This window comes from candidate division TA06 bacterium B3_TA06, from assembly GCA_005223075.1.
Taxonomy (GTDB): Bacteria; Hydrothermota; Tepidihabitantia; order B3-TA06; family B3-TA06; genus B3-TA06.
On record NJBO01000011.1, the window covers coordinates 53,970 to 78,538 of the forward strand.

A 24,569-nucleotide genomic window follows, 5' to 3' on the forward strand; every position below is an offset into this window, starting at 1 on the left:
GGTTAAAGCCACATACTCGTGCTGCATCTTAGTCTAAAGCAGCGTCCCCGTTGGCTTCAACCCGAGTATAGAGCTCCGGGAAATATCTCTTTACCAGTTTTCTGATTATATCTGTCTGATGTTCAAAGGTTAATTTTTTTACAGTCCGAGAACCACCCTCCGCAAGTCGATGTCGTAAATCAGAATCGACAATCAACTTGCGGATTGCATCGGTTAATTCCTTGAGATTCCCTGGCGTTACGAGTAAACCGTTGACGCCATCTTTAACCCGATAAGGTATCCCGGCTAGACGAGTTGCAATGAGAGGTAACCCGGCTGACCAAAGCTCTAAAATTACCCTTGGGAATCCTTCAGGATAACTATCAGATGGTAGTACAGCGATATCGGTTTTTTTGTAAAGCTCTTGTAGCGGCCCGCTCGCGGAGACGAACCCCAGGATTTTCACGTGCTTATTCAACCCTTGCGTCGCTACTCGTTGACGCATCTCCTCCAATAAAATACCATCCCCTGCCATCGTAAGACGTATTTCAGGAAACTCAGATTTTAGATTTCCAACTGCATCTATTAAAATATCTATCCCTTTACCGTAAGCAAACCTTCCCACAAATAGTATTTCCTTCGCTTGTCCGCTCTTTTTCTTTACAGATTGTAGATCCTTCTCCTTGATAAGAATGTCGTCTATTGAAAATGCGGGATGTAACGGATTCGAGTAAAGTCTCTTCAATTCTTCCCCGGCTGTTAATACAAGGCCATAACGAGTCATTATTTTAACAGCTAGATGATAAATTAAAAAAAACAAATGAGCTAAAACTTTTACTATCCCTTTATATTTAGATCGTTTCGACGCTAGAAGGAGGTTGCTGACCACATGAAGAATTAGTGGTTTTCGTTTTTTTCTCGCAACCCACCAAAAGAACAGACCAATCATCGAGGGAATTCTTAACCAAATTACGTCACAGTTCTCTACGAATAAACAAGCTTTAGCAAAATGAGATCTGAAGTCACAAAACAAAGACAGAACGTTTTCGGCAGCGTTTCTCCAACTTGGTAAAGGGATCACAGTTACGCCTCTTTGCTCGAGGACTATATTGTACTTTTCCGGATCTAATTTTTCAACAGGAATTATCGAAACTGCCTGTGTAATAGATTCAGCTAGGTTCAAACCTTCTATGAACTTTAAAGCTTCATCTTGCGTTACGGTAAAGCGCCCGTCACTTAGATGGCTGTGATCAAGGAAAACGCCTAGTCTTAAAGGTTTAACCACAAAGTATTATACTGAACGGTAGGTGTAAGTCAACTAAAGGCTTATGCAACGCTGTTTTGTCTAACAGTTTCATAACAAACTTGTTTTCGGGTTGTGTTTCAACTCTCTCATTCAGCGGTGTACAACTTGCATAGGAGCGGTTGGAGCAAAAGAGCATGAATACTTAGCTGCTGGACTTCCAGTAATTGGATTGATGTATCCTGAGTTTTATATAGAAAGAGGTAAATTGATTGTAGGCAATGGTGCTGGAATAATGGATCAAGACCCTAAACGACTAGCCGAAGAGACTGCAGCTCTATTAAGAAATCCGGCTCGATTACGTGCGATGTCAAAGCAGGCAAGAAAAGTGGGTGAGCGTTTCGATCGTAAACGCCTGGCCGAGGACTATTACTACAAAGTCATCCTTCCGGCGTGGCAGGAGTTCAACGCAAAAGGATAAACCGCTCGCAGGTAGTTCTTTCACCAATCTTGAGATGTAGGAAGTAGACGCCTGGCGATACATCCGAGAGATCCCACATGAGTTGTCCTTCAGGATCTTTCAGGTGCTCTTGCTTTATGCGGCTACCTAGGACGTCGTATAGCACAAGCTTTCCTTTGCTTCCGTATGGAAAGGCGTAACTGATGCGGCATGAAGAATTCGTCAAGCTTTTAACCTCCAAACGTAGGGGGAGAGAAGCGATTTGCTTTTCCAGCACACCTGCCGCTTTGTTCAGCCGCACGATCAATGTGTCGTTAGCGTGATCTTCGTCCTGGGGATGAGATAGGGCCAGGGTGAGCACGGCCGAATCGGGTACTGACCAGTCTGTAACCAGGGTTATCGTGTCCATACCCAGGAAATCTAGGTCGGATGTAGCCGAACCCCAGGCGTCTCCTGAAAGCGTTACCTTTACGTTGCTGAGGAGGGCTCGGCCGTAGTTGGAAACCACAGCAACCAGATCCATTCTCGTACCCGGCTCTATCTGATCTCCATCACAGATCCCTACAAGTTCCAGCGCGCCTGCATCATAGTCATAAACCTCACCAATCAACCGATCCAGCCCCATCATGCAGAGATAGGCCGAGACCCAGCTCATGTCGGTGGTGTCCGCGTCCTGGGTGGTGGCCATGATACCGCCGTCATTGTCGGTGTCATAGGATAGGAGCTTGTGGGTGAGCCAGCGGTGGTGGCGGTCATAGGTCTCGTCGTGCGATATATCGTACATCGCTCCGTGCCCGTTTGCGTAGGCAACGTTCCAGGCGTTATCCCACGAGAAGTAGTCAACCTTCTTCCATTCCTGGAAGGTGTCAAGGTAGGGGCCGTTTACCTCGATCCATTCCTTACCTCTGAGGGTGTCGCGCAGAAAGGCGGAGTTACAGATGCCCCACACCATGGTTCCTGCGGACATCGCCCATCTTTCGTCCCCGAGCCTTGCCTCGATCTGGGGTTCGATGAAGCTGAGCAGGCTGTCGGCGAACGAGCACGCACTGTCCCGGGCCTCGCCGTCTTCTCGCTCCACCCCGTAGGAATAGAGCCAGCCCGCACACCAGCCTTTGACGAAGCGGTCTATATCCCAGTACATCCCCAATGGGTGTGTCTTTATGAACTCAGCGCATGAATCACGATACCATGCCCAGCTTTCGTCTTCGTAGACCGCTCTGTAACGTTGCTCAGCGGCAATCCCCCAGGCGCAGTTATGGGCGCGGTAATAGTCTTTGCTTCCTCCTTCTTCCTTCCATGCCGGGAAGTTGGAGCAGTAAAACCAGGCTTTATCGATATTCTCCTTAAATCTTGCGGTATCCCCGGTCAGCTCCCCGTATCTCGCCCACACCCAGATTGCCTCCTGGGTGTTGTCGGTCTCTATAGTGTTCTCCAGCTCGCCTGACTCGGCCTCTATCATCCCGCCGTGATCTGCCGAATCCGGATCGTTAAGCTGCCATTGGGCGCAGAACCCGGCTATCTGGGCGAACTCGTACAGGTAGTTGAAGCGAAGCTTTAAGGGATCTATGGTGTCCTGTGCCAGCGGCGAAACTCTAGGGGTACGGGGATAACTGCCTGGCCTCATCGGAGCGGTTGCCCACAGTGAGCCGCATAAAATCAGCCCTCCCATAATCAACACCACTTTTTTCATCAGTCGCCTCCTTTGCTCTATCCTAACTCAACCACCTAAGATGTCAAGTCTCCTCAATTGACAGGCGGCTAATCTTTATTATGATTAGGGGATGTCTGAACTCAAAGATTACCGGAATCTGTTTCCATCCTTAAATCAGGAGCGAGGAGGGCGGCAGCCGATCTATTTCGACAACGCCTGCATGACGCTTAAACCTCAGCCGGTTATTGATGCTATCCTTGATTACTACAACCGATATCCGGCTTGCGGCGAGCGCAGCACCCACTGGTTCGCTGCCCAGGTGGATAAAGGGGTCGAGGAGTCCAGGAAGGCCATAAGACAGCTTATCGGCGCATCAAGCGTAAAGGAGATTGTATTCACCAAGAACACCACCGAGGCGATTAATCTGGTGGCGCAGTCGCTGCGATGGAATCCAGATGATGTTGTTTTAACCACCGACAAGGAGCACAACTCAAACCTCTGCCCATGGCAGGAGCTTGCAGAACGAAGCACGATCTCCCGACACCGTGCCATCCCTTCGGACGAGCAAAGCCGCTTCAGCCTCCAGGAGTTCCGTAAGATTCTTGACGAAGAGCAAGGCAAGGTGCGCATGGTGAGTCTTTGTCACAGCTCTAACCTTGACGGAACCGCTATCCCTGACGCGACAATAAAAGAGGTAGTTAAGCTCACGAAGGCACATAATCCTGATGCCTTAGTGTTCCTGGATGCCGCGCAGAGCGTGCCGCATAAACGGGTCAACGTTCAAGAACTGGGTGTTGACTTTATCGCCTTCTCTATCCACAAGATGTGCGGACCTACGGGTGTGGGGGTGCTGTACGGACGAAAGGAGATCCTCAACGATGAAGAGGTGATCCAGCCCTTCCTTGTTGGTGGAGGCACGGTAGAAGACACCCATCTCTTTGGACATTCTAGCTACTTCCGCTCGCCCTATAAGTTCGAGGCCGGTTTGCAGAACTACGCCGGCATCATCGGCGCAGGTGCGGCCGCGCGCTTCCTTGCCGAGGTCGGGTCTGAACGTATCGCAGAACATGAACGGGTGCTCAACCGTGCACTTACAGCGAAGCTTTCCGAATTTCCCGAGATCCGTATCCTTGGCCCCAGTGATCCTGGGGAACGTTCAGGGATATGCACCTTCTATCTGCTAAAACCTGCGACCCGTTTCTCGGATTCCGAACCTGACATTGACGAGAAGCTTGACGGGAGAGCCAACATCATGATCCGTAAGGGAACCTTCTGCGTCCACTCCTGGTATCACGCACACGAGCCCCAGTTTGACAGCATCTGGCCGGGTTTTCGTCCCACACTCTTCCGCGCTTCCTTCTATCTCTACAATACGCTTGAAGAGGTTGAGCTCTTTGCCTCTACGATGAGCCAGATACTTGAGGAGATAGCCGAACTGCCGACCCTTACAGGGGGCTGAGTTGGCAGAAGAACCTGTAATTATTCGTTACTTCAAGGAGCTGTTTTCAAATCCGGGTGAAAGCCTTATGGGGAAGATAGAAGGCGCCGAGGTGGAAATCAAGGGAGAGCTTTGTCCCCGTAAGGGCAATAAGGATCAGCTTTTTCTCTACGGGAAACTGGATGGGAAGCGTCTTAGCAAGATAAAATTCATGTGCGCGCTTTGCGACCCTCATATGTTCGTGGCTGCGGATATCCTGTGCAGATCAGCCGCAGGTAAGGATCGTGAGGCGGTCGCGGCGCTTGATCTTGCCTCCTACGAGGGGCTTCTGGGCGGCTCGAGCCCGGAGGGGTTCGAGCACTTCAAGCGCGCGAGGGAACTTTTAGTCCTCGGGATGATGGAGGCTCTAGACTCATGAGCCGTGACTCCTCGCTGGTATTCCTGCCCAGCCAGCTTGCAGAAGGCTCCAACCGCTTCGAGATCGAGGCGGATATAGATGAACTCGATCTTGCCGAGTATACCTTTTCTGTGCCCCTGCGTTGCGAGATCGTTCTTGAACGCACCGGTGACAGGATCGATGTTCATCTTGATCTCGAAACCAGCCTGAAGCTTTCGTGTTCACGATGCGGTGAGTCGATGCGGCAGGATATTTGCGCCTCGGCCGATGTGACCTTCCTGCCCGAGGTGAAGAATAAAGAAGATGCAGATGAGCAGGATGCAACCGATCTGGAGTTTTACTCAGAAGTGCTTGATCTGAGGGACATCGTGAGGGATATGTTTCTTCTAGCTTTGCCGATTGCGCCGCTGTGCAGCGAGGATTGCCGGGGACTTTGCCCTTCGTGCGGCGCCAATCTGAATCGTGAAAATTGCAAGTGCAACACCCGCCTAAAACCCTCTCCTTTTGAAAAGCTAAGGAGGCTTGTGGATGAATAAACGAAGACTGACCTTCGGTGCTCGGAAGGCTTTGGCTGTCATAGGCTCCCTTGAGGCCAAGTTGTTCAGGAGCAGCCAAGAGAGCAAGCTGACCCCCAAGGCTCTGCGCAAGCAAGACAGACTGATCCTTGAGACGGTTGACGGCAAACGTAGTGCTCGCGAGGCAATCCTGGCCTCGGGGCTAGACTACCAGGTTGGACTTCACTCGATAGCCTGGCTTGTGCAAACGGGTTTCCTCTACAGCAGCGAGACGCTGCAAAGGTATCTAGAGCATCAGGCGGATCGCCTGGCGCTTTTTGTAGATCTTTTCTCTGACGTCGAGCATGACGCTGATTTTTGGGAGAACGAGATCGATTCCATCCTGAAAGAGGCTGGCGAGCTTAACGATGCCTTGCCTGGACTTAGCTGGGAAGGGATCACCCCTCATATCTCAGAGCCATTCCCTGCACCAGAAGCGATCCGCGAGTATTTTCTTCAGTTGTTCATCTTGCTCTACGACAAGGCCGAGGAGATATTCGGTTCCGAGGCGGTTCTTGCCAAGCGTATCCTGCTTGACGTTCGACCTCAGCCCTGATTTATAAAAAAGAAACGACCTAGGGTCGTTTCTTTCCAGCGCATGGGTTGTGATTGCCTTACTCGGCCTCTTTGAGGATTTCCATGACCTCTGCCGGAGTAGCTGCTTTTGACAGCCTGGTGCGCATCTCTTCCTTACGCAGTATCTTTGAGAGCCTGGCAAGCGCCATGATGTAGTGTGATTTCTTCTCCTCGGGTGCAGCTATGAGGAAGATAAGGTGGGATGGTTTGCCGTCGAGCGAGTTGAAGTCAACCCCCTTGGCGGAGCGGCCAAAGGCAAGAAGAAGTTCACTGGTCGCGGTTGTCCTGGCATGGGGTATTGCTACACCAAGGCCGATACCTGTGCTTTCCAGGTTCTCCCGCTTAAGGATGTCGACAAGGAATGTTTCTTCGTCCTGGATTAACCCCAGATCTACCATGACCGAGACCAGTTCCTTGATTACGGCAACCTTTTCCTGTGCCTTAAGATCAAGCACAATTCCTTCTTCTCGGATAGCCTCTGATATACGAATCATCATCCCTCCTGGTTGAAAATGAGCAGTGGAGTTGGGCCGAGTTTTTGCAAAAGAAGCTCGGCATCAAGTTCTTTATAGGGGAAGGTGACACAGAGGTCTGCCTCGTAGCTCTTAACCACCGAGGCGATGGTCTCTTCCGGCTTGCCTTCCTCCAGCATAAGTGAGATCTTAAGTTCCCTTCCGAATGCCACGTCCTCGATCTGATACAGGAAATTCCATATTCTGTCTTCGAGGATGTCCCGTTTTTCCTTCTCTTCCTTTGTCGACTCTTCGGGTTCCTCTGGCAATACCGCCAATACTATCAGGCGGCTCTGCAGCTGGGAAGCCAGATCCAGGAGCCCCTCAAGTTCCTCGAGGCGGGTTTCGTCCGCCTCAACATAGCAAAGCACACGTCTATACACTTTAGATAACCTCCTACTTTCCTACGCAGAAGCGTGAAAAGATCTCTTCAAGTATGCGTTGGTCAAGAGCCGGACGGTCAGTGCCTGTGACATCGGCAAGCGCCTCGCGCAGTTCCTTTGCTCTCATATCCAGATACTGCGCGTCCAAAGCAGACCGCAGATGCACGGCCAGATGCTCCAGACGCTCTTCCTGAAAGCGATTGGCAAAGAACGTCTCTCCCTGGCTTGATGCTTCTTCCTTTAGGCGATCCAGGAGAGGGGAGAGATTCTTTCTCTTCAAGGCAGAGATCCCTATAGGCTCGCCGGCGACGTTTTCTAAGGGAGGAACCTCCTTCACGGCGTCTGTTTTGTTCCATACGATCATGCCTGGTTTTGTTCTTAAAAGCTTTAGGAGTTCAGCGTCTGCCGGGACAAACCCTGAGGTCGCATCAAGGATAACCAAGATGAAATCCGCCCGATTGGCCGCCTCTATTGCACGTCGGACAGCGCACTGATCGGGAAGCGATTCTGCGATTCCAATCCCTGCGCCGTCGAAGAGGCGAACCTGGCCTGTTGGGAAACGCAGGGTTCCGGTTACAAGATCCCTGGTTGTTCCAGGCACAGTGGTTACGATAGAACGTTCTTCACCCAGAAGGGCATTGAAGAGGGTAGATTTGCCGACGTTAGGACGTCCGAGAATCATGACCGCCAAGCCCTTACGCTGGCTGCGCCCCCGGCGAAACGCCCGCTCTAGCCTTTGGGTGTCTGCGATGAGCTCCTCCAACATGGGTTCAAGGGACTCCTCGGGGATGTCCTCTTCAGGGAACTCAAGTTGAGCCTGGAGGATGGTTAGGAGCCAGCGTAGCCGGTCTGAAAGACCCTCTAGTTCTTTTGCAAGATCCCCTCGTAGTTGTGCCACGGCGGCCTTGACACCCTTCAGGGTTCGGACCTCGATCGTGGCAAGCACCGCTTCAGCTTGGGTTACATCCAGCCTGCCGTGAAGAAAAGCGCGTTCGGTAAACTCCCCGGGACGAGCCAGGCGAGCGCCGATCCCGATCAAAAGATCGGTTACCCGATCCACTATAAGCGGGTTGCCGTGGAGCGAGAACTCGACCGTATCCTCGGTGGTATAGCTGTGAGGAGCCCGGTAAACCGCGGCTAGGGCCTCATCTACGATCTCCTCTCCCTCGACGATGAATCCGTTGAGCAGCTGATGCCCTCGTGCTCCGGTCAAACGTTTACGCCCCTTAAAGATCTGATCACACATCCTTAGCGTCTTGGGTCCTGAGACCCGCACTATTGCCAACGCACTGCGGCCACCCGGGGTGGCTGGAGCAACTATAACATCTTGAAGGCGTTCAAGGAGCATCAACGGGTGCAATGATTACGTTCTTTCGATAGCCGGTGCCTATGGTGTAGGAACGCACGCCCTCTATACCGGCCAGGGTTTGCTCTGCCAGTTTGCGTTCCTTGTCAGTCAATGGATCAAGCATCATCTCACGGCCGGTCTCTTTTACTATCTTGGCTATGGCCATGGACTTCTTTCGAAGGAAGTTCTCACGCCGCTGCTTGTAACCGCCGACGTCAACTATAACGTTTGGCGTCTTCCCGCAACGGTGCTGTAGTATCGACTGCACCACCAGCTGAAGCGCCCGCAGGGTCTCGCCCAACCGACCTATGAGCAGACCATCCCAGCGCCGCGTACGGGCGTTGACGTAGTATTCGTTCTCACTGCGTTTACGCCATTCTATGCGCGCGCGGAAACCAGCAAGCGAGACTATCTGCGAGAGGACTTCGGCAAGTTCTTCACCGAAGGCATCTTGCTGGTTCGGTCCTTCTGCCATTGAGTTCCTCCAGATCGTACCCCTCTCCTGAAAATCGCAAACTCCAGAATGGAGAGGAGATTAAAAACAAACCAGTATAACTGTAGTCCTGCAGGGAAGTTAAGGAAGATTACAGTAATCAAAATCGGCATTATGAAGGTCATTAGGCGATTTCGTGGGTCGGTGGCGGTTCGCAGGCTCTGGATTACAGAGGCCACGCCCATCAGTACCGGAAGGATGTAGAAGGGATCGTGCTGAGACAGATCCGCCAGCCACGTTAATTCGCCGGCGGGGATTCTAATGAAGTTAAAGATGTTGATGGCCTTTTCGGGGTTCTTGACAATAGTTACCGTGAACAGCTTGACAAAGGGCGCGCCGCGCAGGCTAATGGCGTTACGAAGCACCGCGTAAAGCCCGAAGAATACAGGCAGCTGGATGAGCATGGGCAGGCAGCCCTTGAAAGGTGAAGCACCGTGGGCGCGGTAGAGCTTCATGGTTTCTTCGTTCAGGCGTTTTTTATCGTCCTTGAAGCGCTGCTGGAGTTCCTTAAGCTTGGGCTGCAGCACCTGCATCTTCTGCATTGAACGCTGTTGCACCTGTGAAAGCGGCAGGAAGATGAGTTTGATAAGTATAGAGAAGACGATGATTACTACCCCGTAGTTCTTTATAACGTGGTTCAGGAACTGGAATATCTTGAGGATTATGACACCCAGCCAGCGGAAAGCCGAGCCACCCAGCTCGACAATCCGGTTCAGTTTGTGCCCCATCTTTGTCAGTATGTTGTAGTCCTGAGGGCCGAAGTAAAGCCTGAACTCGCGGCCTCCTTCAATGTCGAATGAGAGACCGATACGTTGCTTCTTGGTTACGCTGGGGATTATCTTTCCAACCACAGGTTCTGATGGCAATATGATTGCGGTAAAGTACTTGGAACGAAGCGCCACCCACTCGTAAGGGCCGGGCTCGATCTCGCGGTTGCCTTTCTTTAGTTGGCCGATCCGCTTGGCGTTCAGATAGTTAACCTCCCTCTGGCCATCCCGGTAGTAGACCTGGTAAAGACCGATTTCTGTCTTATCCCCATTGTAAATCCAAGCTCTCTTTTTAGAATCATACTCGTAGAACGCTTCGGTCGGCACAAGCCCGGCTGGACAACGGAAGAGGAGCGCAGCAAGCGAATCCGACTGGATAACCGCTAACTCCCGCTCGGCCAGAATCACAGTAATGCGATTTTCCTTACCCAGTGTATCCTCCCAAATAAAGGTCACCGAGCTATCACTTCGATCACCAAGCTTGAGGACCTCAAGGGTGGTGTCCTTCTTGCCCAGCACCTCAAAACCTGACTCCTCAAGAAGGTTGACTGGTATTCGTTCAGTACTTGTGGCTTCTTTCTTGCGGGTGAAGTCCTTGATTTCCACCCTCGTGATCCTGAAGCCTGGATGATATGGCCATGCAAGGAATGAAAGCTTGAGGTGTTCGTTCTCAAGTGTTATTGAATCCGCTTTAGGCCCCTCCTGTGCTCGCTCCTCCGATCCCCTGCCGGTGGTTGGTTCTTTGGTGCCTGCTCCAACTGCAGCCGCAGCAGGCGTTGATTGTTCACCTGCCGGCTCACCCATACATCCACCTGAGCCTTTCCTTAAAAAGTTAAATATAAGCAGCATCCCTGCAACCAACACCACAACAATGATCGTCGACCAGATATTGCTTCTTTTTTGTTGTCCATCACTCACGTTACTACCTCACAGGGTCGTATCCGCCAGGATTCCACGGGTTGCAGCGCAGAATCCTCCATGCGGCCTTGGCCGTTCCTTTGAAGGCACCGTAGTGCTTTATCGCCTGGATTGCATACTCTGAACAAGTGGGTTCGAATCGGCAACTGCGCGGGGCTCCGGCAAAGATGATCTGGTAGGCACGAATGAGCCAGATAAGCACCCTACGCACCCTTCCCCCTCAGTTTTTGGGCGCATAGGAGGAAAGACCGGCAAAGCTCATCCTTCTCAGCCTCGTTTTTTAACCTGAAGATGATCACGCCCTCTGGGAATTTTCTCTTCATTCGCCTGTATATCTCACGCATGCGGCGCTTATAACGATTTCGAGCCACCGCCTTCCCGATGCCTTTCGGAACAAAGAAAGCTACCCTGCGGCGTGGCCCCTCAATGAAATAAGCCATGAGGGTTCCACTGGACAGCGGCGCGGCGGCCAGGACGGCCCTTATACCTCTATCACCACGAAGAATCTCAGAGCGCGGCAGACTTTCAGAGCGAGCGGTATTCAACTTCAACCTCACGCCGATAAGCGTTTGCGGCCCTTGGCACGGCGACGCTTCAGCACTGCCCGACCTGTGGAGGTCGAGTTGCGTTTACGGAAGCCATGCCTGCGTTTGCGCTTAAGGTTGCTTGGTTGATAGGTCCTTTTCGGCATGAACATTCTCCTTTCGTCAGACTGCGAGTAGGATTATAGTGTGAAATAATGGGAAGTCAAACGTTACACCCCATCGGGTCGTTACACGACCCGATGGGGACCCCCGAAATAAATGCTCCTTTTGCCCTACGGGCAAAAGATCGCAGGGGAGACTGTATCTTTCTTTGCCCCTTAAAGCTGCGCAGCTTTAAGGAAGCATTAGCTAGTGCGTTTCTTCTTGGTAGTGTTACGGGTGTTACGGGTGTTATGTCCTTGATTAAGGGGCGTTAGCCCCAGGAAGTTATGGAGATGCCCCGCAAGGGTATCTCCTTGTGAGCGGAGCGTTAGCTCCAAGTAGTAATGAAAATGCCCTGCTTGTGCCCCCGTCGGGTAAAGGGGTACGGGTGGTGTGTTACGGGTGTTACGGGTTACGGGTGTGTTGCGGGACGGGTGCGGAAGACGCTTGAGCCTATGAACTCGCGCAGGATAGAAGCTGGAGGTACCGCGGCATCGTCCATGGGGGTAACGAGTTCCAAAAGCGATATTATGCGTTCCGCCTCCGCTTTAAGACCCTTGGTGCGGACCGTATGAAGAAGTTTCATGGCTTTGTTGCGCATCACCGAGAGCTCGTATATCAAAGCTGAGTTGAACATCTCGTCCGCCGTCTCCTGGTAGGGAAAGACGTATCGTTCCTCGCCCCTGCGCACCTTGGACCAACGCTGGAGGGTTTTGGTAGGTGTATGAGCCCGGTATCGGTAGTCACGTAGCATCCGCCTCAGCATCCTTGTGTCCGATGTGGAGATGATGCGTTGATCATGGTAGTTGAGTTGGGTCAGCGCCGAGACGTAGATCTTGAACTTGAGATGCTTTGGCACGGCTGCGGTCAGGCGGGGGTTAAGGGCGTGGATACCCTCCACTATGAGTATCTCGTCCTGGGCCAGGCTAAGGGTGGCTCCGTCGAAATAACGCCTGCCACGTTCAAAGTCGAAGCGAGGTCTATCTATGGTCTTGCCTTCCAGAAGAAGCACAAGCTGCTGGTTGAAGAGTTCAAGATCAACTGCTTCAAGGACTTCGAAGTCGGGTTTACCCTCTTCGTCGAGTGGGGTGCGTGAGCGATCAAAGAAGTAGTCGTCCACCGAAAGCGGCTGGGGGCGCAAACCGTTAACCCGCAGATGCACAGCCAGGCGCTTGGCGAACGTAGTCTTTCCCGCCGATGAAGGTCCTCCTATGAGCACCATGCGTGGAAGTATCGGTGTTCCTGCTATCTCGTCCGCTATGCGGGCGATCGACTTCTCGTGCAGAGCCTCGGCCACGTTCACCAGCTCCAACCCTTTGCCGCCCCTTATGAGACGGTTGAGTTGCCCGATATCTGAGATCCCCAGCGCCTCGCCCCACTCCTCGTAGTGATGGAACACAAGGAAGAGCTTTGGCTGCTCCACGAAGGGTGGAAGCTCAGGGAAGCTTTCAGGCGTAGGGAAGTGCAGGATGAAGCCGGGTGGGTAGTAACGCAGCTCGAAGGAGGCCAGTGAGCCGGTGGATGAGACGAAGGGTCCGCGGCTCCAGTCGGCAAAATCGCCGCATTCGTGGATAACGAAGGTCTCCTTTTCGGTGCACTCAAGGAGCGATAGCTTGGAGTTGTTGTTGTTGCGGCGGCAGATCTCGGTTACCTCATTGAGATCGACCTTCTTCATGGTGATCGGAATATCCTTCGCCGCCAGAGTCCGCATCTTGACTTGGAGTATCTCCACATCGTTTTTATCCATCGCTCGCTCCATCCTCAACGTGCAGTAGAATCCCTTGGAGGTGGAGTGCTCAACCACCAAACGTGCGTCAGGGAAGGCGCGTTTGGCGGCCATGGTCAAAACGAAGATCAGGCTTTCGTGATGAACCCGGAGTCCTTCCGGGTCTGTGGCCAGGACGAACTCTATCTTGGCATCCTCGGTGAGCGGGGTATTGAGGCCGACCAGCTTGCCGTCCAGCCTGGCTGCGATAACCGGCTGGCCCGCTGGAACCAGTTCGGTGATCGACGTTCCCTTCTTTACCTCTCTTGTTGCGTCGCGTCCCAGCTTGATCTTAATCATGGACGCACATTATAGTGATTATCGTTTGGCGAGTCAATCTTGCTCGTTATATGGGAAGATTCCTTGGATTAAAAATGCGTGGTCGCAATAAAAGTAGGGGCACGGCATGCCGTGCCTCTACAATATCTTAAGGTATCGCGCAGCTCACGACGGCAAAGCCCACCTGGGTTTTTTCTTACCCAGCCTCCTCTACGAGGATTCCTTTAAGAAAAATTTCTCTCACTGTCGCGAAGCCCGTTTCGATTCCAGCTACCGAAGATGCAAACCCCAGAAGGGTCATTGCCAGCGTCTGGGGGGCTAGATTTTTTCTTACCTCACCTGCCTTCTGCGCTCTGAAGAAAACAGAGGTCAGCACCTCTTTTACCTCCTCAATGCTGGGAGTGATACGTTTCGTAAAAAGCATCATATGGCGTGTAGGAACGACTGGCGTTCCTCCGGTTTCGAAAAGCCTGCGCATGCTTGAGATCAGAGGGACATGCCGGCTGAGCGAGTGGAGTACCGCATCAAGGCGGTTTTTAACCCCTTTTTTCGATTCGTCCTTAAGGTCAGCCTTGAGATCTGACACTAGTTGGTCAAGTGATGATTTAATCATCGCTATGAAAAGCTCAAGCTTGCTCTTGTAGTAGAAGTAGACCGCCGCTTTTGTGATCCCTACCCTCTTAGCCACATCCTCCATGCCAACCTGATCGAAGCCCTGTTCGTAAAAAAGGTCTCTTGCAGCAGAAAGAATCTCCCGGCGGCGTATCTCTCCTGGTTTTCTTCGCGAACGTTCAGACATAACCAACCTGCCATTATAGTAGGGGAAGCAGCCCTGTCAAGCTGCTTTTTCCCCGGGTTTGTACCGGATTGAGGTGCGGCATCATCGTGAGGTTCGTTTCAGGCCTTTAAGGTAGCGCTCCTGCCAGATGGGTTGGGTGAGCTTCTCAAGTTCTTCATCGAACTCCACCAGTCTCTTGTAGTATTCAGGATCTTCGAGCGCTGCCTTTGCATTTTCGTCCTCCGGCTTCGCGCTGTTGTCCAGGATATTCTCTCTGAAGTTTTTGTGGTGGTCGCGGATAGAGCAGGGGGCAAGCAAATTATGGGGTTGGGCTTGATGGTATGCGTATTCGTGCTGCCATTTCCTTCCCCTTACAAATAAATCCGACATCAGCGCGTCTGCGATCGTCTTGCCCTCTCTGTACAGGTCGTAGAGATTGTCTTTGTAGTAGGGCACGAACCCGCAAGGCATGATGTTCCCGTTCCAGTCGACGTAGAAGTATCCGCCCGCTCTAGCGTAGGCAATGCAGCCATACGCTGCCGCACCACTATTCCAGAAGTCTCCGACAAAGTATTTCTTATCGAAGAGCATCCTTTCCCACTGGTTGTAAAGCGCAACGCGCTGCTCAGGAGAGATCATCAGATCCATGGTATCTTTGGCCCTCCCGATAGGCATCAGGTGAAACATCCACATATACACCGCACCCAGCTCCTCGAAGTGGTGCTTGTAGAACTCGTCGGTCAGCAGGATTTCAACGTTGTTCTTGGTTGCGGTAACGGATGTCCCGAAGGGAACGCCGTGGTGCCTCAGCCTCTCCATTGAATCCATGATCTTCGCATAGACGCCTTTTCCCCGTCTCGCGTCGGTTTCTTTCTCGTAGCCTTCAACGGATATCGCCGTGGTTATGTTTCCCAGTTTAGCCATCCTTTCCACCGTCTCCTCGGTCAGCGCCATTCCGTTAGTGTAAACAAGGAAAAACATATCGGAGAATTCTTCCACGGCGTCAAGCAGGGTCTTGCCCTGGGAGTTGTAAATAAAGGGCTCGCCGCCGGAGATCACGATGAAGTTCGACCCGATCAGATCGCGCATCTCATGGAGCAGTCTGGTGAACACCTCATAGTTCAGTGTAGCAGGGGTGGTTGACTCCGAGGCCGCGTAACATCCTGTGCATTTAAGGTTGCAGCGCTGGGTGGGAGAGATCAAACAGAAGCTAGGAGGTTCTATCCCGTATTTATCCTCGTATTCTTTCCGGACTTTGGGTCGCCTTTCGCTGAGGAACCCATCCATTACAAGGGTCTCGCGTACCCTTTCGGCATACTCAGGGGAAAAGTACCCCTTCTGGATGCTCTTGGCAGACTGCTCAAACAGATTCACAAGAAACTGTGTCTTTATTTCAGTGAGGTAGGGTAGGTTCGTAGGTTGGGCACCCATAATTCCCTTTTTGATTCTTGCCCTGAGTGGTTTTAGAAGTGTACTGGCGAGGCGGGGGTTTTTAACTGCTGCCTTGATTCCCTCGGCGATCAACCTTTTTTGAAGAGGATTCATTCTTCGTCTCCTTTCTTTGGATAAAAGCCGCGTAACGTTTTTTGGTAATTAACTGACCGGTCAGTTAATTACATAACTCAATTATAGGAGAAAGATGTGTGATGTCAAGGTGAGTTAATAAAAACAGGCGGTCTTGTGGCCGCCTGTTAAATCCCAAAGACATTCCAAATTTACGGTTGCGGCGACTGCTCCTTGTAGGGCTCGGTAAGAATACTTAACACCCTGCCTAAGGTTTCGCGAAGCTCGCGGCGGGAACAAACGATGTCCACGAAACCGTGCTCCAATAAAAACTCCGATCGCTGGAATCCGGGCGGAAGCTTCTCGCCTATAGTCTGCTCGATCACACGGGGGCCGGTAAAGCCCAGAAGTGCACCGGGTTCGGCGATTATTACGTCGCCCAGGGAAGCGAACGAGGCCATAACACCGGCCATCGTCGGATGGGTCAGGATATTGATGTAGGGGATGTGCGCCTGCTTTAGAAGGGCCACCTCAGCCGAGGTCTTGGTCATCTGCATGAGAGAGAGGATCCCCTCCTGCATGCGTGCGCCGCCGCCTGAGGCGGTGAGCATCACGAATGGCTTGCGTTCTGCAAGAGCCAATCTTGCCGCGCGAGCAACCTTCTCGCCCACAACCGACCCCATGCTCCCGCCCATGAACGCGAAGTCCGTGGCCGCGAAGATAACCTCTATCCCTTGAATTACAGCCCTGCCTGAAACGATCCCCTCTTCCATGCCGGTCTTCTTGCGTGAGGATCTGTATTTCTCCTTGTACTTGGGGAAGCGCAAAGGGTCAACAGGCACCAGGCCTTTATCCACCTCTTCCAGTCCACCTTCGTCCAGGAGAAGTTCTATGTATTTACGGTGCCCGATCCGGAAGTGGAAGTTGCACTTGGGGCAGATCCAGCAGGATTGATCGAGTTCCCGGCGGTAGAGTATCTCGCCGCAGCTCTCGCACTTCAGCCACAGCCCGTCCTTGAGCTTGGTCTTCTTGCGGGTGTTACGGGCGGTGCGCAGGTTCTTGCGTGAAAACACTAGGAGAACCGATCGGCAAGTTTCTCGAGCACCTGCGGCAGGGTGGTGTACTCCATATCGGCCTCGGGCAGTCTGCCCGGCTCGAACGGACCGTGACGGCGCAGGTAATCGGCTATCTCGTTGGCCATGGCCCTGGCTTTATCGTAGGAGGGATCGTCAAACATGTCGCGTGGGCCGATGAGCTTGCCCTCGGCAAGCTGGAATCCTGCGGCGATTACCCTCGGAGGCCCGTCAAATCGAGTAGGTGTCGCATTGGCAAAGCTTACAGGCATCAGAGGGCCGTTGTGTGAGCCGCGCATCCAGCCTGAGACCACGTGGGGGAATGAAAACGGTTCCAGAACCTCGCCCACCGCCGGCAGACCGGCCTGGGCGCGAACGATCATCACCGGATCGTCCTTGCCCACGTACTTGCCTGCGATCAGGGCCAGCTTCTGGGTAGACGCCTTGGCCGCCAGGAGCCCGTCCTTGCGATAGATGGTATCTACCACGTAGTGCTCGTGGCTGCCGATCAGCGCCAGGAGATCATACATCTCCTCCGGGGTGTTGAGCCCTACCTTCTTGTTCTCGTAAGGGTCGTTGATCTCGAAGATGAAACCGTCGTGCATGGAGGGATCAATAACCAGACCTGCGGTGTTGAATGGGTCGGCGAATATCTTGTATAAAGGATAGTTCCACGCACCGGGAGAGGTCTTGTCGGCCATGAAGATTATTACCGGTTCGCTGGGGCGCTCTTCAAACTCCATCTCCGCACAGCCCGGTCCCATACCCTTAACGTTGCCGGAAAACGCGTCGGCTAAAAGGTCTTGGCCCGCTCCATACAACTTCAGTTTCTTGGCAACCTCTGTCCCTTCAACAAACGTATCCCAGGCCAGCTTGTGGATTACCTCTGCATCGGTGCCGTGTGTGTGGGTCATGATCAATTCAAGATCGTCGCCACAGGCGAGGACCGAGAAGTCAATTAACTTTCCGTCGCGCTTAGCCACATCAAGCATCGCCTCGGCCTTGGCAAGTATCTCAGGGTGAGAAGCCGAGTGGCCTACGTAGCCGCCGACGTCGGCCTTGATGACGGAAAGCGTTATCTTAGCCATTAATCCTCCTTGATTTCCGTGAGATTAGAATTTACCCCAATATTAGGTCGGATAACCATGATGTCAACCCTAAAATCACCCCATGAAGTTTCTACAAAACTTCATGGGGACCCCGAATCGAATGCTCCTTTTGTCCAGAGGACAAAAGATCGCAGAATAACAGATCAAAGAGCGGGATTAAGCCGCATGTTGTTAATAAGTTCCTCCTTGCCTCCTTGTACGTAGCTTATTAGATCCTTTACCCCGGGGGTTACGAAAGGAAGATTATGGGCAAGCTTTCCGGTAGGCTCCTTCGATGTTGGCCTCCGAGCCCGCAACGATGGGTCTTTCTAATCGGGCGGACTTGAAAGTCCGCCCCTACTTGCTCTGGAATCCAGAAGATGGTACGATCGATCAGGATATTCCAAAACAGACGTCTCCGCTAAGGTTGGAGAAATTCTCAGAACAGGTAGAAGAGATTTATGTGGCGCGTTACAAAGGGCTACCGCCGCACACCGCAGTGAAATAGAGTGGTGAGCCATCAACGGTTGGATATCTTCACCCCAGCCCTGTCCAACTTCTGACCATTATTTGTCCACCTTTTGTCCCCCTTTTTTTAGGCCAAAATGACCCCTTGAAGTTCATATGGACGAACCCTGGTTGACAGATTGAAATCCTTCAGTAGCATACGTTAACATTATGATTACGATTTTGCTTTTCCCGGGTCAGGGAGAAGTTATGGCAGGGCGGCTCTGACGAAGGGCATCTCAACCAATCCCAAGGTGCTTTTATGCACCGTCTACCGGCGCTTTCGGGGCGACTACGTTGTCATCGCAAACGCGCCGCGCAGGGTAAGCCCCGGGCTGCGCTTCATCAAGCAGAACGTACCTGAAGTCGAGATACTTGAGTATCCCATGTGGCGTGAGTATGTTGCCAGGCTCCGCGAAGGCTGGGACGTGGTTGGGTTCAGCTTCTACCAGAACGAGATCGGCGAGATTCGCAGGATGGTGGCCGAGGCTCGGCGTCAGGGGGTGCGCGAGATATGGGCCGGCAACTACGGAGCGCTTGACTACAGTATTCCTTCGCTGGTGGATCGTGTCTTTATCGGACCTGCGGAGGATGATATCGCCCAGGTCTTCGGCTATCGGGTCCGGCCCGAAGATATCCAGCATCCGGTGATGATGGTTCATTTCTCCCTCATCCCCGGTATACGCGCACTTACGTTCGGCCTCTTATACACCGCGCACGGCTGTCCTTACAAGTGTTCATTCTGTCAGACCCCTGTCTTCGAGCGCCACCGCTTCACGATCAACCTCGAAAGCATCGAGCGAGTCCTGCGCTACTACAAGAAGCTGGGGGTCACCTACCTGTTTCCCATGGATGAACTCTTCGGCATCTACCCCGAGTTTACGGATAAGCTTACGCGTCTGTTTGCCCGTTACAAGTTCCGCTGGTGGGCTCAGTCGCGCGCCTCGCTGTTTGTGCGCAATCTTGATACATGGCATGAACGCGGGCTGCGCATCCCATCTGTCGGCGTGGAGTCCATGAGCCAGAGTTCTCTCGACGGGGTAAACAAGCGACAGAACCCTGAAGAGGTTTTCGAGTTCTGCCGCCGCTCGAGCGAAAAGCACGGCATGTATCGGATAGGCTACTTTATGACCGGACACGAGGACATGACCGCTGAGCAGACATTACAGGATGCTGCTCGCCTCAAACAGGCGGGTTTTGACGCCCACGCCGTATCCATCATCACACCCTTCCCTCAGACACCGTTGTGGGACAAGCTAAGCTCCCGCTACGGTATCATTGACCACACATACAGTCATTACAAACTACAACACCTGGTCTGGAAGCATCCCCACATCTCACCGACACAGATGCACTACCTTCAGAATACCATAATAAAACTTCTTGTCAGGCCTATTGACTTCATCCATAAGGGTCTTTCGAGACTCATCTGGGGAGGGCTGCGTCAGGATGGCGCAGACTTCATCTGGCGCAACCTGATTAAAGGCCCGATTGCCGCCCTCTTCATCAACGACCGCAAGCAGGTCTTCTTTTGACCCCACATGTCTGCTACGCATCCATGCGGGGACCCCAATATACACCCCACACGCCTGCTGCGCAGTCGCGCGGGGACCCCAATAAATCACCACACACATTTCCTTCTCTATGCAGTGCGACGACCGCGTCGTTGCCTTCTGTTTTGACCTGATGCGATGCGGATTTGTGGGATGAAGTCGTAGCATTCATATCAAAAATATTTCTTTAGCCCCGGTTGTCTTTTTGTGCAACTAGATTTCGCCCCCTCCTAACCTCCCCCGTCAAGGGGGAGGAATCTGCACCCCATGCCGTTGCTTCGCAACGCCGCGGGACCCCGAAAAGTCTTCTCTCCTGCGATCTTTTGCTCAAGGGGGCAAAAGGAGCATTAACCGTACGCCTTGCGAAAGGCCTTCTCGATATCCGCTTCCGAGACCTCATCAAGCACCGTGTACCGGCCGGGACGGGTGGAAGGGGCGTGTGCGACGATCTTCTTGAAATCCTCGAACCCTAACCCGACGTCCTTGGGGGTAGCGATCAACTCGTTGGTTTGCAGAAACTCCGCCTGAGCTGATTGGGAGGGCTCCTTCTGTAATATAGAGGTAAGGATTGCGAACATCGCCACCTGTTCGCCGTGTAACGATTCGCACTCATAAAGCTCATCACAGGCATGACTTAAAAGATGCTCTGCTCCGCTGCATGGCCTGCTGGTTCCCGCGATGCCCATTGCGATCCCGGAAAGCATTAAACCCTCGGCGAGGATACGCAAGAACGAGATCTCCTCAAAATTCACCCGCTTCGCATCCAGCATCTCAAATGCGGATTTGCGCGCCAGAAGAGCGGCCACCGTGTCGTAGTGTTCATGGATGCGGCGATAAGCCAGAAGCCAGTCGTTTGTTGCGGAGATGTTGGACAGAAGATCCCCCAAACCTGCCTTGAGGTTTCTCTGCGGCGCGCTGCTTACAGACTCAAGCTCCACAAGCACCGCTGTTGGCATATTTACCCCAACGCTGCGAGTGCCTTTGCGGAAAAGAATCACCGCTACAGGTGATGAGATCCCGTCGTTTGAAAGCGAGGTGGGCACGCTCACCACTGGCAGTATGCGACGGGAACCTGCGAACTTGGCAACGTCTACCACCCGGCCTCCGCCTACCCCGATGAGCACGTCGGGTCGAAGTTCATCAATAGCCGCCTCAACCGCTTCGACCTGGGGATAGGAGTTGTCTTCTATCTCATGAATGTATGGTTGTGCAAACCCGGCCTTCACCTTCTCGGCCATAGACAGAGTCTCGCTCATGGTAACTATCAAAGGCCTGGTGAAGAGCAGGTTGGATTCACAGAGAAGCTCGTGAACCCGATCTAGCAAGTTATCTTCAATCCTCACCAGGATAGGCAAGGAGACGTTGCTTCCAAATATAGGCATCTACGCCTCCTCTCTTTCAATGGCTCTCGCCACCTCTTCAGCGCGAGCCAAATCTTCAAAGGTGTCGATTTCTATCCAGGGCAATCCTTTGGTGCTCAAGGCGTAGAGGGGGTGTTCATCCAGTATCTGGGCTATCGCTTGCTCATACCAAACGTCAGTTTGACCCGCATCAATCATCTCGTCCATCTTCTCAAAGAACGCCTTAGAAAACCCCTTCCCGAATCTGGCAAGCCCTATATACTCCCCTTCACTTACCTTTGGATCGAGTTCCTTTGAGATGGCGGTAATCCTTTTATCCTCATCCACCATCACCCTCATCTCCTCCTCCGCCAGGGGATGCACATCGTCAACCATGAGTATACTTTCTTTATCTGCAGAGAGTATACCCTTCACCATCCGGGGAGCAAACAAAACGTCGCTGTTCAGAAGCAGGAACTCCTCACCGGCAAGCTCTTCGTGGGCGAGCCAGAGCGAGTAGATGTTATTCGTTGAGGCATAAATCTCGTTGTGGATGAATCTGCATTCAGGGGCAGCTTCCTTCAATCTCCCAGCCGCATGTCCGGAAAGGATGATAATCTCCTCGTGTCCTATGCCTGCAGATCTAAAGCTTTCAAGTGAGCGTTCAAGAATTGTCCGTCCCCCCACATCAAGAAGGGCTTTGGGCTTATCTGCGGTAAGGGGGTAGAGTCTGCGCCCCTCACCTCCTGCGAGGATGATCGTCTTCATCGGCTTCGCCTCATCTTGATCTTGATTGCAAGGGCGTTGATCCCATAGAGGAAGCTCGCCCCACAGATCATATATGTGGGTAGATGCTCCACAAGCCATGCAAGAAGCGGTGCTATGAACAGGATAAGGAACTGCTCGTCGTATGCGGTGTAGAGCTGCCCCACCCTGCGGATGATGTGCCTCTCAGGCAGGACTTGGGGTATTTTGCTCTGGCTGAGGCGTGGCGGAGTGTGATGGGCAAAAAAGTGAATCCCGTAGTGAAATAGGACTCCTCCAGTGGTCCAAAGAAGCCATGTGGTTCCGAACTGACGATAGACGCCCCATGATAAAGCTAGCAGCGCGAAGAGCTTGCGCACCAAATCGATCACAGGATCGAGTTTTGCTCCTAACTTGGTCTGTTTACCTGTAATCTTGGCCAGTTTGCCGTCGGTGCAGTCCAGGATCCATGAGAACTGAAACAGAAGCGCTCCCCAGATAAGGGACAGGGGATCGCCGCGCCAGAAGAAGTACACGCACGCAAGTGCTGGCAGAAGACTAGCTACGGTAACTACATTAGGATGGATCGGGGTATAGGAAAGCAACCTCGCCAGAGGGATGCCGAGAGGGTCTGCAAAGATAACCGTGCTCCATGCGTCGGTCTCTTTAAGATAGGGTGGGAGTTGCCTCATCTGCTAGTCTATTGATTACCGTTCAACTGTCAACATATGGGGGCAAGGATACGATTCTTTCCATCAATGGCGTGCTGATCACAGGATTTAGATCAAGGATGGATACCTAGGTTTGGGTAATACCGATTCAATAACTCTCTGATGCGCCGAGCTTGGTTCTCAAACGTCGAAGATCTTATCGTCTCGTATCCACCTTCAGCTAAACGATATCTCAGGTCTGCGTCTTGTAGAAGCTTGCGCAGGGCGTCGTGCAACTCCTTGGGATTCCCTGGTGTAACCAACACTCCGTTTACCTCGTTCTTCACGCGGTAGGGGATGCCGGCGAGACGGGTAGCCACCACAGGCAATCCTTGAGCCCATGCTTCCAGGATCACCCTGGGGAAACCCTCGGGATAGCTGTCTGAAGGCAATACGAAGATATCCGTCTCACGATAAAGCTTTTGAAGAGGGCCGGTTGAAGGGACGAAACCCAGAAGCTTAACGTAACTTCCAAGACCGCGTTCGGCGATTTTTTTACGGATGGGTTCAAACAAAGGACCGCTGCCTGCCAAACGTAGGCGCAAGGCGGGAAAATCCACGTGTAATTCCTCCACCACATCCACGAGCAGCTCAATCCCCTTGCCGTAGTCGAATCTTCCAACAAAGAGCAACTCCTTTGCCTGTCCCTTGGTTTTCCTGGGAGCCAGCAGATTCTTTTCAGAGAGTAGTATATCGTCAAGCTGATATGCAGGATACAGGTGGGTTGAGAAAAGCTTTTCTAATTCCCCGCCCGTGACCAAGACAACACCATAGCATGTTATCCACCGAATTAACAGATGTAACGCGTACGACGCTAACTTTACTGCGAAAAGACGAAGGCCCTTATATTTGGATGTACGGGCGGAAAGCAGGACATTCCCGGCTACATGAATTATTAAAGGTTTGCGTTGCTTACGGGCTAACCACCAGAAAAAAAAGCCGGGCACCGCCGGTATACGGAGCCATAGTATATCACTTGATTTAATCAAACCACGGGCTGCTTTTAGGATACGACCTAGTGAAAAGGGTAGGTAAACAATGCTTTGCGCAAGGTCGCGCCAGCCAGGTAGGGGGAAAAGTTTGATACCAAGGTTCTCTACGACGACCCTGTAGTTCTCAGGATCTATATCCCGGATAGGGGTGACAGATACAGCCAAGGAGATTTGGTCAGCGAGTTTTAACCTTCGGATGAAGTTCAGCGATTCGGAGTTGGAAACGGTAAAGTTCCCATCGCCTCGGTAGCGATCATGAAGGTAGATACCCAGCCTTAAACCTTGCACCATTGGAAATTCTATCCTGTGAGAATCGGAAGTCAACCGGTGGGAGTTGTATCGATCAAAAAGAAGGCCTGCGGGTGTAATCGTGTAGGGTCAGGGCCACAAGCCTGGAGTCTACTTTATCAGGGAGGTATCTAATAGTCCGAGCACGACGCAAAAAGTTGTTCTGACACCCTAAGATAGTCCTTCGGGGTCCCCGCGCGGCTGCAAAGCAGACGACGTGTGGGGTGAAAAGACAAAGGTGATACTTATTCGCTGAATATCGTGGCACTTCCGGGTGCCAAATCTCTTGACAGTCGTCGGTTTTCAGCCTATAGTTATACGTTAACAACACGAGCCAGGGTCGGCTGTTATCGAGAGACATCCGGTGCAATCTAAACGAAAGGACGGATGCATGAAACCGCAGATTCTTATCGCACTCGGTATCCTGCTCATTGGAGCAGTGGCGTTTGCCAATAAGGTATGCCCGAGTTGCAAGTACGACGAGGATGACAACCTTAACTACTGCACCAAGTGCGGTACTGCGCTGGTGAAGGTGCAGCCTAAG

Annotated in this window: 26 protein-coding genes; 7 read left to right on the forward strand and 19 right to left on the reverse strand. The window is 52.4% G+C overall.

What is annotated here, in order from left to right:
- Positions 1 to 28: 28 nt before the first annotated feature.
- The gene (locus CEE36_07505; protein TKJ42060.1) at positions 29 to 1,264 is read right to left on the reverse strand and encodes a hypothetical protein; all 1,236 of its coding nucleotides are present in this window, start codon (positions 1,262 to 1,264) and stop codon (positions 29 to 31) included.
- A gap of 226 nt (positions 1,265 to 1,490) precedes the next feature.
- On the opposite strand from CEE36_07505, the gene CEE36_07510 reads away from it, so the two are divergent.
- Positions 1,491 to 1,703: a hypothetical protein gene (locus tag CEE36_07510; protein TKJ42061.1), complete on the forward strand. Its 213-nt coding sequence runs from the start codon at positions 1,491 to 1,493 to the stop codon at positions 1,701 to 1,703.
- On the opposite strand, the gene CEE36_07515 is transcribed toward CEE36_07510, so the two are convergent.
- Positions 1,687 to 3,372 carry a hypothetical protein gene (locus tag CEE36_07515; protein TKJ42062.1) on the reverse strand — a complete coding sequence of 562 codons (1,686 nt, stop codon included), beginning with the start codon at positions 3,370 to 3,372 and terminating at the stop codon, positions 1,687 to 1,689. The genes CEE36_07510 and CEE36_07515 overlap by 17 nt on opposite strands.
- 91 nt (positions 3,373 to 3,463) lie before the next feature.
- On the opposite strand from CEE36_07515, the gene CEE36_07520 reads away from it, so the two are divergent.
- The 4 genes from CEE36_07520 to CEE36_07535 are packed head-to-tail and all read left to right on the forward strand — an operon-like array spanning position 3,464 to position 6,278.
- Positions 3,464 to 4,792 (forward strand): selenocysteine lyase, encoded by a 1,329-nt coding sequence (locus tag CEE36_07520; protein TKJ42063.1) that lies wholly within the window; start codon positions 3,464 to 3,466, stop codon positions 4,790 to 4,792.
- Position 4,793: 1 nt separating this feature from the next.
- Entirely contained in the window at positions 4,794 to 5,189 is a 396-nt protein-coding gene (locus tag CEE36_07525) for a hypothetical protein (protein TKJ42064.1), read from the forward strand.
- Positions 5,186 to 5,704, forward strand: a complete 519-nt coding sequence (locus CEE36_07530) for a hypothetical protein (protein TKJ42065.1) — start codon at positions 5,186 to 5,188, stop codon at positions 5,702 to 5,704. Before CEE36_07525 ends, CEE36_07530 begins: the two co-directional genes overlap by 4 nt.
- The gene (locus tag CEE36_07535) at positions 5,697 to 6,278 is read left to right on the forward strand and encodes a hypothetical protein (protein ID TKJ42066.1); all 582 of its coding nucleotides are present in this window, start codon (positions 5,697 to 5,699) and stop codon (positions 6,276 to 6,278) included. Before CEE36_07530 ends, CEE36_07535 begins: the two co-directional genes overlap by 8 nt.
- 58 nt (positions 6,279 to 6,336) lie before the next feature.
- On the opposite strand, the gene CEE36_07540 is transcribed toward CEE36_07535, so the two are convergent.
- The 13 genes from CEE36_07540 to CEE36_07600 form a co-directional block, all read right to left on the reverse strand.
- Positions 6,337 to 6,795 (reverse strand): PTS fructose transporter subunit IIA, encoded by a 459-nt coding sequence (locus tag CEE36_07540; protein ID TKJ42067.1) that lies wholly within the window; start codon positions 6,793 to 6,795, stop codon positions 6,337 to 6,339.
- Complete coding sequence (locus tag CEE36_07545) at positions 6,792 to 7,193, reverse strand: hypothetical protein (GenBank protein ID TKJ42068.1); 402 nt, start codon at positions 7,191 to 7,193, stop codon at positions 6,792 to 6,794. Before CEE36_07545 ends, CEE36_07540 begins: the two co-directional genes overlap by 4 nt.
- A gap of 13 nt (positions 7,194 to 7,206) precedes the next feature.
- Positions 7,207 to 8,541 carry a tRNA uridine-5-carboxymethylaminomethyl(34) synthesis GTPase MnmE gene (gene trmE, locus CEE36_07550; GenBank protein ID TKJ42069.1) on the reverse strand — a complete coding sequence of 445 codons (1,335 nt, stop codon included), beginning with the start codon at positions 8,539 to 8,541 and terminating at the stop codon, positions 7,207 to 7,209.
- Positions 8,531 to 9,016: a hypothetical protein gene (locus CEE36_07555; GenBank protein TKJ42070.1), complete on the reverse strand. Its 486-nt coding sequence runs from the start codon at positions 9,014 to 9,016 to the stop codon at positions 8,531 to 8,533. The genes trmE and CEE36_07555 overlap by 11 nt, the downstream gene beginning before the upstream one ends.
- On the reverse strand, positions 8,950 to 10,719 hold the full coding sequence (locus tag CEE36_07560; protein ID TKJ42071.1) for a hypothetical protein: 1,770 nt from the start codon (positions 10,717 to 10,719) through the stop codon (positions 8,950 to 8,952). The genes CEE36_07555 and CEE36_07560 overlap by 67 nt, the downstream gene beginning before the upstream one ends.
- 4 nt (positions 10,720 to 10,723) lie before the next feature.
- Positions 10,724 to 10,930: a membrane protein insertion efficiency factor YidD gene (locus CEE36_07565; GenBank protein TKJ42072.1), complete on the reverse strand. Its 207-nt coding sequence runs from the start codon at positions 10,928 to 10,930 to the stop codon at positions 10,724 to 10,726.
- Positions 10,923 to 11,282 carry a hypothetical protein gene (locus tag CEE36_07570; GenBank protein ID TKJ42073.1) on the reverse strand — a complete coding sequence of 120 codons (360 nt, stop codon included), beginning with the start codon at positions 11,280 to 11,282 and terminating at the stop codon, positions 10,923 to 10,925. Before CEE36_07570 ends, CEE36_07565 begins: the two co-directional genes overlap by 8 nt.
- The gene (locus CEE36_07575; GenBank protein TKJ42074.1) at positions 11,273 to 11,410 is read right to left on the reverse strand and encodes a 50S ribosomal protein L34; all 138 of its coding nucleotides are present in this window, start codon (positions 11,408 to 11,410) and stop codon (positions 11,273 to 11,275) included. Before CEE36_07575 ends, CEE36_07570 begins: the two co-directional genes overlap by 10 nt.
- A gap of 407 nt (positions 11,411 to 11,817) precedes the next feature.
- Positions 11,818 to 13,470 carry an AAA family ATPase gene (locus CEE36_07580; protein ID TKJ42075.1) on the reverse strand — a complete coding sequence of 551 codons (1,653 nt, stop codon included), beginning with the start codon at positions 13,468 to 13,470 and terminating at the stop codon, positions 11,818 to 11,820.
- A gap of 175 nt (positions 13,471 to 13,645) precedes the next feature.
- Complete coding sequence (locus tag CEE36_07585) at positions 13,646 to 14,248, reverse strand: hypothetical protein (GenBank protein ID TKJ42076.1); 603 nt, start codon at positions 14,246 to 14,248, stop codon at positions 13,646 to 13,648.
- An 81-nt stretch (positions 14,249 to 14,329) separates the two neighbouring features.
- Positions 14,330 to 15,772, reverse strand: a complete 1,443-nt coding sequence (locus CEE36_07590; protein TKJ42077.1) for a radical SAM protein — start codon at positions 15,770 to 15,772, stop codon at positions 14,330 to 14,332.
- A gap of 170 nt (positions 15,773 to 15,942) precedes the next feature.
- Positions 15,943 to 16,803 carry an acetyl-CoA carboxylase, carboxyltransferase subunit beta gene (locus tag CEE36_07595; protein TKJ42078.1) on the reverse strand — a complete coding sequence of 287 codons (861 nt, stop codon included), beginning with the start codon at positions 16,801 to 16,803 and terminating at the stop codon, positions 15,943 to 15,945.
- Positions 16,803 to 17,891 (reverse strand): fructose 1,6-bisphosphatase, encoded by a 1,089-nt coding sequence (locus CEE36_07600; GenBank protein TKJ42079.1) that lies wholly within the window; start codon positions 17,889 to 17,891, stop codon positions 16,803 to 16,805. The genes CEE36_07595 and CEE36_07600 overlap by 1 nt, the downstream gene beginning before the upstream one ends.
- Positions 17,892 to 18,186: 295 nt before the next feature.
- On the opposite strand from CEE36_07600, the gene CEE36_07605 reads away from it, so the two are divergent.
- Together CEE36_07605 and CEE36_07610 are read left to right on the forward strand one after the other, a co-directional pair.
- The gene (locus CEE36_07605; protein ID TKJ42080.1) at positions 18,187 to 18,399 is read left to right on the forward strand and encodes a hypothetical protein; all 213 of its coding nucleotides are present in this window, start codon (positions 18,187 to 18,189) and stop codon (positions 18,397 to 18,399) included.
- A 253-nt stretch (positions 18,400 to 18,652) separates the two neighbouring features.
- Entirely contained in the window at positions 18,653 to 19,933 is a 1,281-nt protein-coding gene (locus tag CEE36_07610) for a radical SAM protein (GenBank protein TKJ42081.1), read from the forward strand.
- A 365-nt stretch (positions 19,934 to 20,298) separates the two neighbouring features.
- On the opposite strand, the gene CEE36_07615 is transcribed toward CEE36_07610, so the two are convergent.
- The 4 genes from CEE36_07615 to CEE36_07630 form a co-directional block, all read right to left on the reverse strand.
- Positions 20,299 to 21,333, reverse strand: coding sequence for a hypothetical protein (locus CEE36_07615; protein ID TKJ42082.1), 1,035 nt, complete (start codon positions 21,331 to 21,333; stop codon positions 20,299 to 20,301).
- Positions 21,334 to 22,158, reverse strand: coding sequence for a nucleotidyltransferase (locus tag CEE36_07620; GenBank protein TKJ42083.1), 825 nt, complete (start codon positions 22,156 to 22,158; stop codon positions 21,334 to 21,336).
- The gene (locus tag CEE36_07625) at positions 22,056 to 22,727 is read right to left on the reverse strand and encodes a hypothetical protein (protein ID TKJ42084.1); all 672 of its coding nucleotides are present in this window, start codon (positions 22,725 to 22,727) and stop codon (positions 22,056 to 22,058) included. The genes CEE36_07620 and CEE36_07625 overlap by 103 nt, the downstream gene beginning before the upstream one ends.
- A gap of 92 nt (positions 22,728 to 22,819) precedes the next feature.
- Positions 22,820 to 24,028, reverse strand: coding sequence for a hypothetical protein (locus CEE36_07630; GenBank protein TKJ42085.1), 1,209 nt, complete (start codon positions 24,026 to 24,028; stop codon positions 22,820 to 22,822).
- Positions 24,029 to 24,569 lie beyond the last annotated feature (541 nt).

Bases quoted from the DNA above. Each gene is read 5' to 3' on its own strand.
- CEE36_07515 (TKJ42062.1), bottom strand. From the start codon at position 3,372: ATGAAAAAAGTGGTGTTGATTATGGGAGGGCTGATTTTATGCGGCTCA.
- CEE36_07520 (TKJ42063.1), top strand. From the start codon at position 3,464: ATGTCTGAACTCAAAGATTACCGGAATCTGTTTCCATCCTTAAATCAG.
- CEE36_07530 (TKJ42065.1), top strand. From the start codon at position 5,186: ATGAGCCGTGACTCCTCGCTGGTATTCCTGCCCAGCCAGCTTGCAGAA.
- CEE36_07535 (TKJ42066.1), top strand. From the start codon at position 5,697: ATGAATAAACGAAGACTGACCTTCGGTGCTCGGAAGGCTTTGGCTGTC.
- CEE36_07540 (TKJ42067.1), bottom strand. From the start codon at position 6,795: ATGATGATTCGTATATCAGAGGCTATCCGAGAAGAAGGAATTGTGCTT.
- trmE (TKJ42069.1), bottom strand. From the start codon at position 8,541: ATGCTCCTTGAACGCCTTCAAGATGTTATAGTTGCTCCAGCCACCCCG.
- CEE36_07555 (TKJ42070.1), bottom strand. From the start codon at position 9,016: ATGGCAGAAGGACCGAACCAGCAAGATGCCTTCGGTGAAGAACTTGCC.
- CEE36_07575 (TKJ42074.1), bottom strand. From the start codon at position 11,410: ATGCCGAAAAGGACCTATCAACCAAGCAACCTTAAGCGCAAACGCAGG.
- CEE36_07580 (TKJ42075.1), bottom strand. From the start codon at position 13,470: ATGATTAAGATCAAGCTGGGACGCGACGCAACAAGAGAGGTAAAGAAG.
- CEE36_07585 (TKJ42076.1), bottom strand. From the start codon at position 14,248: ATGTCTGAACGTTCGCGAAGAAAACCAGGAGAGATACGCCGCCGGGAG.
- CEE36_07590 (TKJ42077.1), bottom strand. From the start codon at position 15,772: ATGAATCCTCTTCAAAAAAGGTTGATCGCCGAGGGAATCAAGGCAGCA.
- CEE36_07600 (TKJ42079.1), bottom strand. From the start codon at position 17,891: ATGGCTAAGATAACGCTTTCCGTCATCAAGGCCGACGTCGGCGGCTAC.
- CEE36_07605 (TKJ42080.1), top strand. From the start codon at position 18,187: ATGTTGGCCTCCGAGCCCGCAACGATGGGTCTTTCTAATCGGGCGGAC.
- CEE36_07615 (TKJ42082.1), bottom strand. From the start codon at position 21,333: ATGCCTATATTTGGAAGCAACGTCTCCTTGCCTATCCTGGTGAGGATT.
- CEE36_07620 (TKJ42083.1), bottom strand. From the start codon at position 22,158: ATGGCTTGTGGAGCATCTACCCACATATATGATCTGTGGGGCGAGCTT.
- CEE36_07625 (TKJ42084.1), bottom strand. From the start codon at position 22,727: ATGAGGCAACTCCCACCCTATCTTAAAGAGACCGACGCATGGAGCACG.
- CEE36_07630 (TKJ42085.1), bottom strand. From the start codon at position 24,028: ATGGTGCAAGGTTTAAGGCTGGGTATCTACCTTCATGATCGCTACCGA.